Below are 13884 nucleotides of genomic sequence, written 5' to 3'. Positions count from 1 at the left end.
TTAAGAGCCTTCCGGCCGGATGCCGGGGGCTCTCTTTTTTTTGTGGTATGATGGTTAAACTCATACCGCGATGAAGGGGACGACTATGTTCTATTCGCTCAGAAACCGGCTGATCGCCTTTTTTGTCCTGCTGTTCGTCCTGTCGTTCGGCGCGCTGTCCGTGCTGATCTTCAACGAATCCCGCTCGATCATCCGCTCCTACATCGAATCTTCGGCGCTGGAGAAAATGGACGAGTACGGCTCGTACGTCGACATGGTGCAGACGCAGATCTACGACCTCGCTTCGCTCATCTTCAACAGCGACCTGACGGACGAATGGGACGAGGCCGCGTCGGACCCGAATCTGCCGGAAGGCGAGAAGATGCTGGCGCATCTGCAGATGAGCAAATATCTATCGCAGACGAACAACAGCTACACGAGCGTCTCTTCCGTCGCGATTTATCGCCAGGAAGGCCTGTGGGTCAGCATGAGCAATCAGGTCGTGCGCGACAAGTCGTTCCTGGACCAGCAGTGGTATCGCAGCTTCAAGACCGCGAACGAACGCTGGCTGCCGGCGCATACCGACGACGTCGAGCTGCAGATCCGCGGCAACGCGCATCCGGTCGTCAGCATGCTGATGCCGCTCGGCGTCTTCGAGCCGTCGCAGGCGCGCAACGTGCTGAAGGTAAATGTAAGCGCCGACTATTTCCTCGAGCCGCTGAACCGGATTCACCTCGGGGAGAGCGGCACGATCTACTTGCTCGATCGCGGGGGCAACCCGCTGCTCTCCCAGAGCGAGTACGGCTCGCAAGGAGAGGCGCAGAGCCAGGTCGAAGCCGTGCAGAAGGGCTGGCGCAAGCAGGGCGTCGTTTATTTCAAAAACGAGCAGGGACAGTCCCAAATCCTCGTATATAAGAAGCTGGCGTTGACGGACTGGATGCTGGTCGGCTTCGTCTCCGAGCGTGACCTGTATGCGCAACTGCTGAAGCTGCGCAACAGCATCGTGTTCCTGTTCGCGCTCCTGCTGGTCGTCTCGCTGTTCCTCGCATTTTGGCTGTCGCACGGCGTCACCAAGCCGCTCTCTCGGCTCGTGTCCGCGATGCGCCACGTGCAGCGCGGCGACTTCGACAGCGCCGAGAGCCGGCTGCCGCCCGCGCGGCGCGTCCGGAGCGAGGTCGGCTTCGCCACCGCGACCTTCCGCACCATGATCGTTCGCCTTCGCCAGCATATCCAAAGCGAATTCGAGCTGAAGCTGCTGCGGCAGCAGGCCGAGTACAAAGCGCTGCTCATGCAGATCAACCCGCATTTCCTGTTCAATACGCTGGAACTGCTCAGCAGCCTCGCCATGCAGAAGCGGACGGACGACACGGTCAAGGTGATCGTTTCGCTCGGCAAAATGCTGCGCTTCTCGCTTCGCCTGAGCGACGACCTGGTCGGCCTGAAGGAGGAAATGAAGTACGTGCGGGATTACGCGTCGATCCTGCAGGTGCGCTTCGGGGATAAGCTGCGTCTTTCGATCGTGGAAGAAGGAGACGTAGCGTCGCTGACCGTCGTGAAATTCATTTTGCAGCCGCTCATCGAAAACGCCGTGAAGTACGGCTTCAGGCAGCATCCCGAGGCGATCGTGGAAGTCCGGGCGTTCCGGACGGACGGGCGCCTGCATCTGTGCGTATCAGACAACGGGCCCGGCATGCCCGAGCAGCTGCGCCTGCAGCTGATCGAAGGATCCGCGTCCAGGCTCGACGAGATTCTGAGCAGCCGGGAGCGGCAGATCGGGCTGGGCAACGTGCTCGCGCGCTGCCGCTTGTATTACGGCTCGCTGTTTGAAGTGCGAATCAATGCCGCGGACGGAACGGGCACGCGCATTGAACTCATCATTCCCGTACAGGAGGCGTCCAGCGATGTACCGAGTATTGATCGTGGATGACGAACCGGAGATCCGGCAGGGCCTGAGGCTGAAAATCGATGCGGGCAAGCTCGGGCTTGAACTGGCCGGGGAGGCTTCGAACGGCGTCGAGGCGTTGGAGCGCCTGGAGGACGAAGCCTACGACATCGTTATCACGGATATGAACATGCCGGTCATGGACGGCGTCTCGTTCCTCGAGGCGTGCCGCGAGCGCCATCCCGACATCCGTCTCGTCGTCATTACGGGCTACGAGGACTTTCAATATGCGAGAGCCGCGCTGCGGCACCAGGCCAGCGACTATCTGCTGAAGCCCGTCGCCGCCGACGAGCTGGCCGACGTGCTCTCGAAGGTGACCGGCGAACTGGACGGCGAACGGCAGGAGACGGCGCGCGAGGAGCGGACCCGGTGGGAGCTCTCGCAGTACTACAAAGAGATGAAGGAGCACTTCGTCGTCCGTCTTATCAAAGGCGAGGTGGACCGGGAGGCTGCGGCTTTGGAGCGGGCACGCAGATTCGGGCTGGACGCTTGGTCGGAGGCGGAGGTCCGCTTCTTGACCGTCGGCTTGCGAGAGCGGGCGCCTGCGAACCGCCAGCCTGCGCAGGCTGAAGTGGATGGCGCAACGATCGGCGGGAACCCGGACCGTTCCCCGGACCAGTTCCGCCTGCCGCTCGAGCTGATCTGCAGGGAGCGGGCGCTGGAGAGCGGCGGGGCTTGCGAGGCGTTTCGCGATGCGGGCTACCCGGGTCTCGTCCACTTCGCGACCGTCGAGAGCGAGGCTTGGCTGGGGGACTTCGCTGCCCAGCTCGCGGAGCAAACGGCCGCGCTGCTCGGCTTCGAGCTGGCCGTCGGAATCGGCCGGCCCGCGATCGGCTTCAAGCAGTGGAAGGAGGGCTACCTCTCGTCGCTGCTCGCCTGGAATCTGTCCGGGAGCGGGCTCCACGAGGAGGACCGCCGGTCGCCCGCAGGCCGGACAGCGATGACCGGCGAGGAGCTCAAGGTGATCGAGCGCTATCTGGAACGCGGAGAACCCGAAGCGTTCGAGCGCGCGATCCGCCTGCCGCTGGACGAGGCGTTCGCGGCTTCGCAGGCCGGCTTCGTCAAGGTCATCTTCCAGCTGTACCTGCAGCTCGAGTCGCAGGCGAACGAGTCGGGCATCGCGCTGGACCACGCGGAGCAGCTGTGGCTGCGCCCCGAGATGGCGCTCGCGCTGGATACCGCGGACAAGGCCCGCGTATTTCTGACGCGGATCGCCGAGAAGGTGGCGCTGCAGCATCGGCACGAAGCGGAGGAGAGCGATCATGCGCTCATCGACGCCGTGCTGCGCTTTATCGACGAGAATTATATGACGGACCTGAACCTGACCGACCTGGCCGAACGGTTCAACTACAACCCCTCCTATTTCTCGGAAATGTTCAAGAGCAAGGTCGGCAAGACGTTCATTCAATACGTGACCGACGCCCGGATGGCACAGGCGATCCGGCTGCTGGAGGGTACGCAGCTAAGCCTGTGGGACATCGCGGAGCTGACGGGCTTCTCCAACGCCAGCTACTTTAGCTCGAAGTTCAAGCGAACGTACGGCGTGACGCCGTCCGACTATCGGCAGCGGGCGTCCGCAACCGGAAAAATTGATAGCGAATTGCCGAAGAAATAGAATTCAGCCATCCGCCTCCGATGCTTATGATGAGGATATCATCATCGCAAAGGAGGCGTCGCGATATGCGGACTGCGCGCCGGCAACGGATTTATCCCCACAACCGTACGGCTTATTTGTTTTTGCTGCCCTGGCTGATCGGTCTTTTTTGCCTGACGCTCGGGCCGATGCTCGGCTCGCTGTATTTGTCGCTGACGAAGTATAATCTGCTCAGCGCGCCCGAGTGGATCGGCTTCGCCAATTTCAAAACCATTTTTACCGACGACTCGACCTTCACGGGATCGCTGAAGCTGACGTTCAAATACGTCATCCTGTCTGTCCCGCTGCGGCTCATTTTCGCGCTGCTCGTGGCTATGGCGCTGAACAAAGGGATCAAGGCGCTCGGCATTTACCGCACCGTCTACTACATCCCGTCCCTGCTCGGAGGCAGCGTCGCCATCTCGATCGTCTGGCGCCAGATCTTCGACACCGACGGCCTGATCAACGGCTTCCTCGGCTGGTTCGGTATCCACGGGCCCGCTTGGATCGCCCACCCCGACTACCTGATCTACCCGATCGTGACGCTGTCGATCTGGCAGTTCGGCTCCGCGATGGTCATCTTCCTGGCGGGGCTCAAGCAGATTCCGGCCGACCTGTACGAAGCCTCCCAGGTGGACGGCGCGGGCAAGGTCCGCCAGTTTTTCAAGATCTCGCTGCCGATGCTGACGCCCGTCATTTTCTTCAACCTGATCATGAGCATCATCAACTCCTTCCAAGCGTTCACGCCGGCCTACGTCATCGGGGACGGACACGGAGGACCCCTCGACGCGTCGATGTTCTACACGTTGTACCTGTACCTGAAGGGCTTCTCTTACTTCGACATGGGCTATGCCAGCGCGCTGGCCTGGATCATGCTCGTCATCATCGCCGTCTTCACGGGGATCATCTTCGCCACGTCCCGGTTCTGGGTGTTCTACGGCGACGGCAAGGAAGGGAGGTAATCGGGTATGCTGACGTTTAGACGCTATTCCGGCAGCGGACTGCGGCATCTGCTTATCGTCGCGATCGGCCTGGCGATGCTCTACCCGGTGCTGTGGCTGCTTGCGAGCTCGTTCAAGCCGAACCAGGATATCTTCACGGATACCGGCCTCTGGCCGAGCACGTGGACGCTGGATAATTACCGCAACGGATGGAGAGGCTTCCAGGGCATCACGTTCGCCCGTTTCTTCGGCAACTCGGCTCTGGTCTCCATCTTGGCCGTGCTCGGCAACATCGTTACATGTTCGTTCGCTGCCTACGCGTTCGCACGGCTCGAGTTCCGGTTCAAAAAGATCTGGTTCGCCATGATGCTGGTGACGATCATGCTGCCGTACCACGTGACGCTCGTCCCGCAATACATCATCTTCAGCGAGCTGCACTGGATCAATACGTACCTGCCGCTCTTCCTGCCGAAGTGGCTGGCGCACGATTCGTTTTTTATCCTGCTCATGGTCCAATTCATCCGCGGCATCCCGAAGGAGCTGGACGAGAGCGCGACGATCGACGGCTGCAGCCAGCAAAAGCTGTACTTCCGCATCATCATGCCGCTGCTGTTGCCCGCGCTCATCACGACCGCGATCTTTACCTTCATCTGGACGTGGGACGACTTTTTCAGCCAAATGATCTATATCAGCGACATCAAGCTGTTTACGGTGCAGCTCGGCATCCGGGCGCTGTTCGACCCGTCGGGCACCTCGGATTGGGGGGCGCTCATGGCGATCTCTGTCCTCTCGCTTCTGCCGATCACGCTGATTTTCCTCGTCTTCCAGCGCTACTTCCTGGACGGCATCGCGACGACGGGCCTGAAGTGAACGAGGCTCGGGATCGGGGCCGCCTGAAAAAATTGATAGCGAACAGCCGAAGGAATGACATTCAAGCGGCCGGCGAATCCAAGTAGGATGAGCATTGTAAACGCTTCTCATCTCAATACGATTAGGGGAGAGCTCACGATGAAAAAAAGATGGCTTCCGATCGCAGTAACCGCCATGGCGGTCGCGCTCAGCGCTTGCGGCAATTCCGGCGGCGCAGGAAATAACGCGGCAGGATCGAGCTCGCCGGCAGGCTCGAGCGATTCGGGCGGCGCCAGCGGAGAGCAAAAGCAGGTCGAGCTCCGCATGATGTGGTGGGGCGACCAGAAGCGCGCCGACCTGACGAACAAGGCGATCGAGCTGTTCGAGCAGAAAAATCCGGGCATCGCGATCACCGGCGAATTCGGGCCGCAGGACGGCTACTTCGACAAGCTGAACACGCAGCTCGCCTCCGGCACCGCGCCCGACATCTTCTTCCTCGGAGGCAACGTGGTCGACTACGCCAACAAGGGCGTGCTCCTCGATCTGGGACCTTACAAGGACAAGGAACTGAACCTGTCCGATATGGATACGACGATGGTGCAGTACGGCACGCTCGGCGGCAAGCTGGTGCACATTTCGGCAGGCGCGAACGCCCGCGGCATCGTCATCAACAAGACGATGTTCGAGAAGGCCGGCGTCGAGTTGCCGCAGGACGGCTGGAACTGGGACGACTACGCCCGCATCAGCAAGGAAATTTCCGACAAGCTGGGCAAGGGCTACTACGGCACCTACAACTTCACGACCGACAGCCTGGACATTTACCTGAAGCAAAACGGCAAGCAGCTGTACGATATGGCGAACAACAAGTTAGGTTTCGAGGAAGCGGACTTGCTGCCGTGGTTCCAGTATTGGGACAAGACGTCCAAGGCCGGAGGCGTCGTGACGCCGGACCTGCAGGTATCCAATCCGCCGACCGACGCGAGCAAGTCGCTCATCATCACCGGCAAGGTCGCGATGACGCTGCTCCCGTCCAACATGCTGGCTTCGTTCCAAAGCACGACGAAAGACGAACTGACGATGGTGCAGGTGCCTCGCGGTCCGAAGGGAACTGGCGTCGTCTTCGAATCGAGCCAGGGCATCTCGGGTTACGGCAAGACGGAGCATCCGGCGGAAGTCGCCAAGTTCATGAACTTCTGGATCAACGATCCCGAGGCGGCGAAAATTCTCGGCAGCAACCGCGGCGTGCCGGTAACGGCTTCGAGCCGCGCGGCCCTGGAAGCGGAAGCGACCGCGGCCGACAAGATCGTGTACGACTTCACGAGCCGAGTCTCCGAGGCGAACAAGAAGGAGCCGTTCGCGATCAGCTACAATCCGCCCGGCAACGCGGAGTTCATCAAGCTGTCGGACAACACGGTTCAGAAGATCGGCTTCGGCAAAGAAAGCGTGGAGAAGGCGGTCTCGGAATTCTATAGCGGTACGGTCAAGATTTTCAACAGCAACAGCAATTCTTGATTGCGAAATAACAGGCCATGATGCGCGAATAATCCCCCGCCGCTGCGGGACCGGCCGTTGTCGCCGGCCCCGCGGTCGCGGGGGATTCCAATTTGATGAAGGCGGGGCGATGGCAGGATGGTCTTGCAAGCGGAGCGATTGCTCGACAAGTTAAGGGGGCTGCGCCAGGCGGACGGCGACGGGCAGGAGCGCCTTATTCCCGAGGCGCTGCGGCGCTCGGGCGTCAGGTTCGCGGCGTCGGAAGGCCGGCTCGAAGGCGTCTATTACCGGGCGATGCGCCAGCTTATGGAATGCATCAAACCGACGGGCGGCGGCGATCCGATCCTGCAGGAGGGGGGCATCTACTTCGGCTGCTGGCTGGAGAGCACGGGGACGATCAACGCGGAGCTGCTCTCCCGCTTCCTGCCGGAAGTGTCGGAGGCGACGTACCGGTCGTTCGCGAAGCATCAGCGCGGGGACGGCTTATTCCCGTATAAGGTGACAGAGCGCGGTCCGTCCTTCAGGCAGATCCAGCTCGTCACGCCGCTCGCGCGCAGCGTTTGGAACCACTATTCGCTCAACGGCGGGGATCCTGCATTCTTGCGCGAAATGTACGACGCCATGGTCCGCTATGACGGCTGGCTCGCCGCGAACCGCAACACGCGCGGCACCGGCTGCGTGGAGGCGTTCAGCGCCTTCGATACGGGGCACGACCTGTCGCCGCGTTTTTGGCACGCGCCGGATGCGCCTTACCAGGGGGACGCCTCCCGATGGGATCCGGATTCGCCGGTGCTGCCGTTTCTCGCGCCGGACTTGACGGCCAACGTCTATTGCCAGCGCCGGTATTTGGCACGGATCGCCGAGGAGCTGGGCGAGTCGGGCGACGAATGGCGGGAGAAGGCAGGCGCGAGCTTGCAGAGCTTGTTCAGGGAGTGCTTCGACGAAAAGGACCATTTCTTCTACGACCGCGACCGGCACGGGCGATTGGTGCGGATACAGTCCGACATCCTGCTCCGCGTCATGGCATGCGAAGTCGGCGACAGGGCTTTCTTCGACGAGATGCTCGAGCGATATCTGCTGAACACGAGGAAGTTTTTCGCCAAATACCCGTTCACCTCGATCGCGATGGACGACCCGCGGTTCGATCCTTTTTCCAACTACAACAGCTGGGCCGGGCCGTCCAACTACCTCAGCCTGATCCGTGCGCCGCACGCGTTCGAGCAGCACGGCCGTCATGTCGAGCTGACTTGGGCGATACAGCCGATTCTGGCTTCGTTCGCCCGGGCGCCGCGCTTCGCGCAGACGGTGAGTCCCTGGACGGGGGAGGCGGGCTTCACCGAAGCCTATTCGCCTTCGATCCTGTGCCTGCTCGATTATGTGGAGAGGCTGTGCGGCATCCTGCCGACGCCCGAGGGCGAGCTCTGGTTCACGGGACTGCTGCCCGACGCCAGAGATCACGGGGAAGATGCGACGGGGGAGACGGCCTACGGCAGAACGGTGGACGGCGTCGTCTACGAATTGGTCAATACTCGCGAGACCTCGCAGGTATATCGCGACGAACGTCCGTGGATGACATTCCCTTCCGGCGTCCGCGCGATCACGGACCGCGCGGGCCGGCTGACGGGGCTGCTCGGCATGAGCGCGCGCGCCGTTACGGGCGAGCTGGCGTGGGACGGTCGAACCGTGCCCTTCAGCGTCAAGGGCAACGAACTGCTCGCCTATGCGGACGGAAGCTTCGAGAGCGTGCTTGATATCGGGCTCGTCTATCCGACTTACGAATAAGGAGGTGCGGTCGTGCTGAAATCCGCTTTGAAATGCAAAGACATTCAGATCCGCGACCCGTTCGTGCTGCCCTTGGAGGAAGCGGGCAAGTATTATTTGTTCGGCAGCACGGACAAAAATATCTGGGGGCCGGGAACGGGCTTCGACGCCTATGAGAGCGACGATCTGTCGAACTGGGAAGGACCGCATCCGGTATTTCGCCCGCCGGCGGACTTTTTCTCCGACGCGAACTTCTGGGCGCCGGAGGTATACGCGTACGGGGGACGCTTTTATATGTTCGCCACGTTCCGGCGCAAAGACAACGCGAGGCTCGGCACGGCGGTACTCGCCTCGGATCGCCCATTGGGACCGTTCGAGCCGCTAAGCGAAGGTCCTGTCACGCCGGAAGCCTGGAGCTCGCTCGACGGCAGCCTGTTCGTGGATGAAGCCGGCGATCCGTGGATGGTATTCTGCCGCGAGTGGCAGCAGATCGGGGACGGGGAAGTGTGCGCGGTTCGGCTTGCGCCTGATCTGTCCCGCGCCGAGGGAGAGCCGGCCACGCTGTTCAGCGCTTCGGAAGCGCCTTGGACGACGCCGTTCGTGTCGCCGCGCTACCCGGACACGGTCAACTACGTGACCGACGGGCCGTATTTGTTCCGCGGGGATGACGGCGAACTGTACATGCTCTGGGCCAGCTTCATCGACAACAGGTATGCGCTCGGCGTCGCCAAGTCGGAAACCGGCGGTGTCCTGGGCCCGTGGACGCATCAGCCGGAGGCGCTCTACCGCGACGACGGCGGGCACGGAATGGTGTTCCGCCAGTTTGACGGCCGCCGGGCGCTGGCGATCCACGCGCCGAATCGGTCGCCGGAGGAACGGCCGCTGTTTCTGGAGATGAAAGAAGAAAACGGCGCGATATCGGTCGGCGAGCCGCTGGACGAGCGGGACTGATCGCGCGGCAGGAGACGCTTTCGCAGGGTGCGGAAGCGTCTTTTTGTGTTCTTGAGGCTTTGCCGTCGTTGGAGGTCAGCGTTCGCTGGATAGGCGCCCTGGCGGGAAGCGTCCGGCAGCGACAAAACGCAATGGCATCGCGCATACCCAGATGACGAATTTTTAAACCTGGTAAATTAATGAAATGAATTTTAGCTAGGCTTGGGAGACAAGGGGTCCCCTACTTTTTTCCTATAAACCCATGGAACTGTTTTCCTACCCGCCGGCGCTCGCCTAAGCATTCCGCATGATGGAGCGGAATGCGCCGCCTCTTATAATGAAGCCAGGGAAAATCGACACATTTCCCCAAAAATCAACATGGGAGGCATTGGCATGAGCAGGAAGCGTTGGGCGGCTGGATTGATTTTGGCAACGATGCTGACGGCGGCCGTACCGGAGATGGCGCTGGGCGCTTCGCCGCAGGCAACGAAGGTGGAGATCGTATCGACGGTCAGCCTGCGCGAAGCGCCGAGCACGAGCGGGGATCTGATCCGGTACTTGAAAACCGGGGAGTCCGTGACGCTGGTGCAAGTGGTCAACGGCTATTGGCTTCAAGTGCGGGATGGCAGCGGCGCGAACGGATACGTATCCTCGGACGCGAAATACGTCAAAACGACGAACGCGCCGGCCGACACCGAGCAAACCGCAACGATCCTGGCAACGGTCACTTTCCGGACGCAGCCCTCGACCTCCGGAGACAAAATCCGCTATCTGAAAGCAGGCGAGACGGTCGTCGTCACGGACCAACCCAACGGCTATTGGTTCGCCGTACGAGACAATGCGGGCACGAATGGCTATGTGAGCACCTCCTCGGAATACATAAGATTGAACGGCGCGACGCCAACGCCAACGCCGACGCCAACACCGACACCGTCGCCAACGCCGACGCCGACGCCAACACCGACGCCAAAGCCGGCGGCTTCGCCCACGCCCGCGCCGACGAAAGCGCCGGCGCAAACGGCAACGATCCTGGCGGCGGTCAACTTTCGAACCCAGCCGTCTACTTCGGGGGACAAGATCCGCTTCCTGAAAGCCGGCGAAATCGTCGTCGTGACCGGCCAGCCTAACGGCTACTGGTATGCGGTTCAGGATGCGGCGGGCGTGTCCGGGTACGTAAGCGCCTCCGACGCGTATATCAGCCTGAACGGCGCGACGACAACGCCGACACTGACACCAACGCCGACACTGACGCCAACGCCGACGCCAACACCAACGCCAACGCCAACACCAACACCAACACCAACGCCAACACCAACACCAACGCCGACGCCAACACCGACGCCAACGCCAACGCCTTCCGATTCGGCGAAGGTCGAAGCGGTGATCGCAGCCGGGCTGAGGTACCTTGGCACGCCTTACGAGTACGGTTCCGACCGGGGCAACACCGACACGTTCGATTGCTCGGACTTCGTCCGGCAAGCGTTCAAGGACGCGCTCGGTCTCGTTTTGCCGGCGGACTCGCGCAAGCAGGCGGCTTACGTGAAGGAAAACGCGAACGGGGTCACGACCGACTGGCACAAGCTCAAACGCGGGGACATCATGTTTTTCATGAGCTACAAAGGCTCCAAGGCTTCGCTCTACGAGGGCAAGCAGCCGTTCGGCGAGACGGTCACCCATACGGGCATTTATCTCGGGAACGGCCAGGTGCTGCAGACATACTCCGTCGCATCGGGCGGCGTGCGCATCGACAGCATCGAAGGCAAGCACTGGGAATACCGCTTCCTGTTCGGCGGCAGCGCGCTATAACCTTCAATAAAAAAAACGGCCTAACGTCGAGCGGACGTCAGGCCGTTTTTATGCATTTCCAATCGTCATTCGGCCGCGGGCGCGACATCCTCCAGCAGCAGGGACAGGACCGCCTCCGAGCACTTGGCCGGGTTGTACTCCGCGTTGCGGAGCGCAAGCAGGTTGCCTCTGTGCTGGTCGGAAGCGTAGGGCTCCTGAATCAAGCGGAACCAGCGGTCGATCGTATCCGTCGACGTGAGCGGCTCGCCGAAGCCGTGGGTCACGAAGTACTCGAGGTTTTCTTCCTCCTGGCCCGGGATCGGTTCGTAGAACAGCATCGGGATGCCCTTCGACATCCCCTCGGTGCAGGTCATGCCGCCGGGCTTCGTGACGAGCAGGTCGGATACGTCCATCAACTTGGATATTTCCTTCGTGAAGCCGAGCACCTTAATGTTCGGATGCTGGAACCTGGCGTCCGCGAGCAGCTTTTCCCTGGCCTTGTCGTTGCTGCCCATGCAGATGATCAATTGTACCCGATCGGCGAACGAGGTCATGTATTCGACCTGCTGCTCCTCCGCCATCAGTCCCCAGCCGCCGCCCATCACCAGCACCGTCGGCATGTCCGAGAGCTTGAACTGGGACAGAATCTCCGCCCGGTCGTGCGGATGCCAGAAGTTCGGATGCACCGGGATGCCGGTGACCACCACCTGCGCAGGCGCCACGCCCTGCGTGATAAGCCGGCTGCGCACGGTCGGAGAGCTGACGAGGTAGGCGGTCACCTCGGGATTGGTCCAGGTGGCGTGCGCGTCGTAGTCCGTGATCAATGTATAGAGCGGCACGTCGAGCCCCAGGCGCTTGAGCCGGCTGACGACCGCGTTCGGAAAAGGATGCGTGCATACGATCATATCGGGCTTCAACTGCCGTACGACGTCCGAGACATGATTGTAAAACAGGCGGTGCAATGCGAAGCGGGTCAGTCTGTTCAGCGATTTGTGATAGTGGCCGCGATACAGCTTGCCGACCAGCTTGGGCTGCTTGCTGACGGTCTTGCGGTAGGCGGACAGGATGAGCGGTCCGATGACGGGGTTCAGGAACGTCCCCAGCTCGATGACCCTCGTCTGCACGCGGGGCGACAATTGCCTGAGCCCAACGGAAAGGGCGTAAGCCGCCTGCGTATGTCCGGTGCCGAAGCCTTCGGAGAGCAGTAGAATTCGTTTTTTGCGCATCGGAAGAGATCCCCCACTTTACCTACTACCATATTACGCGAAATGGAAGCTCTCGTACAAGTCCGTCGGATAACGTTTACAAGATTTAAGCGTTCCAGACAGATTCCGCCAGCGCGGCATGCAATCCGGGACGGGGTCCTGTACAATGGTGGCAATACGATACGGGAGGCAAAACGAGATGCTGGACGTCGGACAAATCGTGAAGGCGGAGCACAAGACGGGACAATATATAGGAAAGGTTGCGAGCGCGGACGAGCGGCGGGTGCTGGTAGAAATCATGGCGGTGCTCCGGCATCCGCAGCAAGGGGACCTGCACAGCGCCTACGATCCGGACGCGGCGCTGTTTCACGAGCGGAGAGCTTCCGCGGAGCGGGAGAAAGTATGGGTCATGCTGCGGGACGCCGTCCCTTATGCCGGAGAGGTGCCGGCTTATCGGGAATCGCTCGCGGCCGCCTGGGAGGCCGAGATTCGCAGGATCGACCGGATGCGGCGCTGGTCGGAGCAGTGCCTGCAGTGCCTGGATACGCTCGGGAAGGATTATGGCCTGCACTCCGAATCGTGAGCCAAGATCGCGCTTGGAAGAGGGATTGAATCGCGGCGGCGAATGTGTTATCCTTCTGCTTAGAACGAATTGACCGGATTGTTAAATTGGTCACTTTTTTTGGAGGAGGGGGCGCCGTGGATACGACGACCGAGCGCAAACCGACGGACCGGCGCAAACAGGTGCTCGAAGCGGCATCGCGCTCCTTTGCCGCATTCGGCTATAAGGCGACGACGATGGACCAAGTCGCGAAGGCGGCCGGCGTGGGAAAGGGGACGATTTACACCTTTTTCGCCAACAAAGAGGAACTGTTCGAGCAGATCGTGAAGGATCTGATCGCCGAGCTCAAGTCGGTCGCCGAGCGGACGCTCGATCCCGCGCTGCCTTTTGCGGACAATTTGCTTCGCATTCTCCAGCAGGTATTGGCTTATCGCGATCGGCACGGACTGGTCGTCAAGCTCTCCCAGGAGGTCAAGGAATTCGGCACCCCGATGGCGAACGGCGGTCTGGCGGCCGTCGAGCGTTCGATCATCGACTATATCGCCGGTCATGTGAGCGTCGCGATCGCCAAAGGGGAGGTTCGGCGGTCCGATCCTGTGCTGACGGCGTACATGATGCTGAAGATGTATCTTGCGTTGACCGCGGAGGGCGACCACCTGCACGAGCCGTTGGACGCCGATCAGGTGCTCGCGAACTTTCGTTTTTACTGCCTGGAAGGATTGGCGGTCGATTGATCGCTTCTTTTTTTGGTTAAAAGTGACCGAATGAGGAAAATAGTCATTTTGTATATTGTTCTAATTAAGAGA

Annotated in this window: 11 protein-coding genes; 10 read left to right on the top strand and 1 reads right to left on the bottom strand. The window is 61.0% G+C overall.

Going from position 1 to position 13884, the window contains the following annotated elements:
- The first annotated feature begins 85 nt into the window (after positions 1-85).
- The 8 genes from BM235_RS06905 to BM235_RS06870 all read left to right on the top strand — a co-directional run bounded on the left by BM235_RS06905 (position 86) and on the right by BM235_RS06870 (position 11332).
- Positions 86-1906 (top strand): sensor histidine kinase, encoded by a 1821-nt coding sequence (locus BM235_RS06905; RefSeq protein WP_090110876.1) that lies wholly within the window; start codon positions 86-88, stop codon positions 1904-1906.
- Positions 1881-3536 carry a response regulator transcription factor gene (locus BM235_RS06900; RefSeq protein WP_090110873.1) on the top strand — a complete coding sequence of 552 codons (1656 nt, stop codon included), beginning with the start codon at positions 1881-1883 and terminating at the stop codon, positions 3534-3536. The genes BM235_RS06905 and BM235_RS06900 overlap by 26 nt, the downstream gene beginning before the upstream one ends.
- Before the next feature lie 65 nt (positions 3537-3601).
- Positions 3602-4516 (top strand): carbohydrate ABC transporter permease, encoded by a 915-nt coding sequence (locus BM235_RS06895; RefSeq protein ID WP_090110871.1) that lies wholly within the window; start codon positions 3602-3604, stop codon positions 4514-4516.
- Positions 4517-4522: 6 nt separating this feature from the next.
- Positions 4523-5365: a carbohydrate ABC transporter permease gene (locus tag BM235_RS06890; protein WP_090110869.1), complete on the top strand. Its 843-nt coding sequence runs from the start codon at positions 4523-4525 to the stop codon at positions 5363-5365.
- Between the two features lie 138 nt (positions 5366-5503).
- Positions 5504-6856 carry an ABC transporter substrate-binding protein gene (locus tag BM235_RS06885; protein ID WP_090110867.1) on the top strand — a complete coding sequence of 451 codons (1353 nt, stop codon included), beginning with the start codon at positions 5504-5506 and terminating at the stop codon, positions 6854-6856.
- Between the two features lie 117 nt (positions 6857-6973).
- On the top strand, positions 6974-8617 hold the full coding sequence (locus BM235_RS06880) for an MGH1-like glycoside hydrolase domain-containing protein (RefSeq protein WP_255374109.1): 1644 nt from the start codon (positions 6974-6976) through the stop codon (positions 8615-8617).
- A gap of 12 nt (positions 8618-8629) precedes the next feature.
- A complete protein-coding gene (locus BM235_RS06875; RefSeq protein ID WP_255374108.1) occupies positions 8630-9547 on the top strand; it encodes a glycoside hydrolase family 43 protein in 918 nt (305 codons plus the stop codon).
- Positions 9548-9919: 372 nt separating this feature from the next.
- Complete coding sequence (locus BM235_RS06870) at positions 9920-11332, top strand: SH3 domain-containing C40 family peptidase (protein ID WP_158543880.1); 1413 nt, start codon at positions 9920-9922, stop codon at positions 11330-11332.
- A 65-nt stretch (positions 11333-11397) separates the two neighbouring features.
- Here BM235_RS06870 and BM235_RS06865 read toward each other — a convergent pair whose 3' ends face one another.
- On the bottom strand, positions 11398-12537 hold the full coding sequence (locus tag BM235_RS06865; RefSeq protein ID WP_090110863.1) for an MGDG synthase family glycosyltransferase: 1140 nt from the start codon (positions 12535-12537) through the stop codon (positions 11398-11400).
- Positions 12538-12715: 178 nt separating this feature from the next.
- On the opposite strand from BM235_RS06865, the gene kapB reads away from it, so the two are divergent.
- Positions 12716-13099 (top strand): sporulation phosphorelay system protein KapB, encoded by a 384-nt coding sequence (gene kapB, locus BM235_RS06860; RefSeq protein ID WP_090110861.1) that lies wholly within the window; start codon positions 12716-12718, stop codon positions 13097-13099.
- 116 nt (positions 13100-13215) lie between these two features.
- Positions 13216-13812 (top strand): TetR/AcrR family transcriptional regulator, encoded by a 597-nt coding sequence (locus BM235_RS06855; RefSeq protein ID WP_090110859.1) that lies wholly within the window; start codon positions 13216-13218, stop codon positions 13810-13812.
- Positions 13813-13884 lie beyond the last annotated feature (72 nt).

This window comes from Cohnella sp. OV330, from assembly GCF_900112065.1.
Taxonomy (GTDB): domain Bacteria; phylum Bacillota; class Bacilli; order Paenibacillales; family Paenibacillaceae; genus Cohnella.
Note: the sequence above shows the minus strand (reverse complement) of the source record. Positions and strands in the feature narration are given on the sequence as shown.

Coding starts and splice junctions, on each gene's coding strand:
- BM235_RS06905 (WP_090110876.1), top strand. CDS start 86: ATGTTCTATTCGCTCAGAAACCGGCTGATCGCCTTTTTTGTCCTGCTG.
- BM235_RS06900 (WP_090110873.1), top strand. CDS start 1,881: ATGTACCGAGTATTGATCGTGGATGACGAACCGGAGATCCGGCAGGGC.
- BM235_RS06895 (WP_090110871.1), top strand. CDS start 3,602: ATGCGGACTGCGCGCCGGCAACGGATTTATCCCCACAACCGTACGGCT.
- BM235_RS06890 (WP_090110869.1), top strand. CDS start 4,523: ATGCTGACGTTTAGACGCTATTCCGGCAGCGGACTGCGGCATCTGCTT.
- BM235_RS06885 (WP_090110867.1), top strand. CDS start 5,504: ATGAAAAAAAGATGGCTTCCGATCGCAGTAACCGCCATGGCGGTCGCG.
- BM235_RS06880 (WP_255374109.1), top strand. CDS start 6,974: ATGGTCTTGCAAGCGGAGCGATTGCTCGACAAGTTAAGGGGGCTGCGC.
- BM235_RS06870 (WP_158543880.1), top strand. CDS start 9,920: ATGAGCAGGAAGCGTTGGGCGGCTGGATTGATTTTGGCAACGATGCTG.
- BM235_RS06865 (WP_090110863.1), bottom strand. CDS start 12,537: ATGCGCAAAAAACGAATTCTACTGCTCTCCGAAGGCTTCGGCACCGGA.
- kapB (WP_090110861.1), top strand. CDS start 12,716: ATGCTGGACGTCGGACAAATCGTGAAGGCGGAGCACAAGACGGGACAA.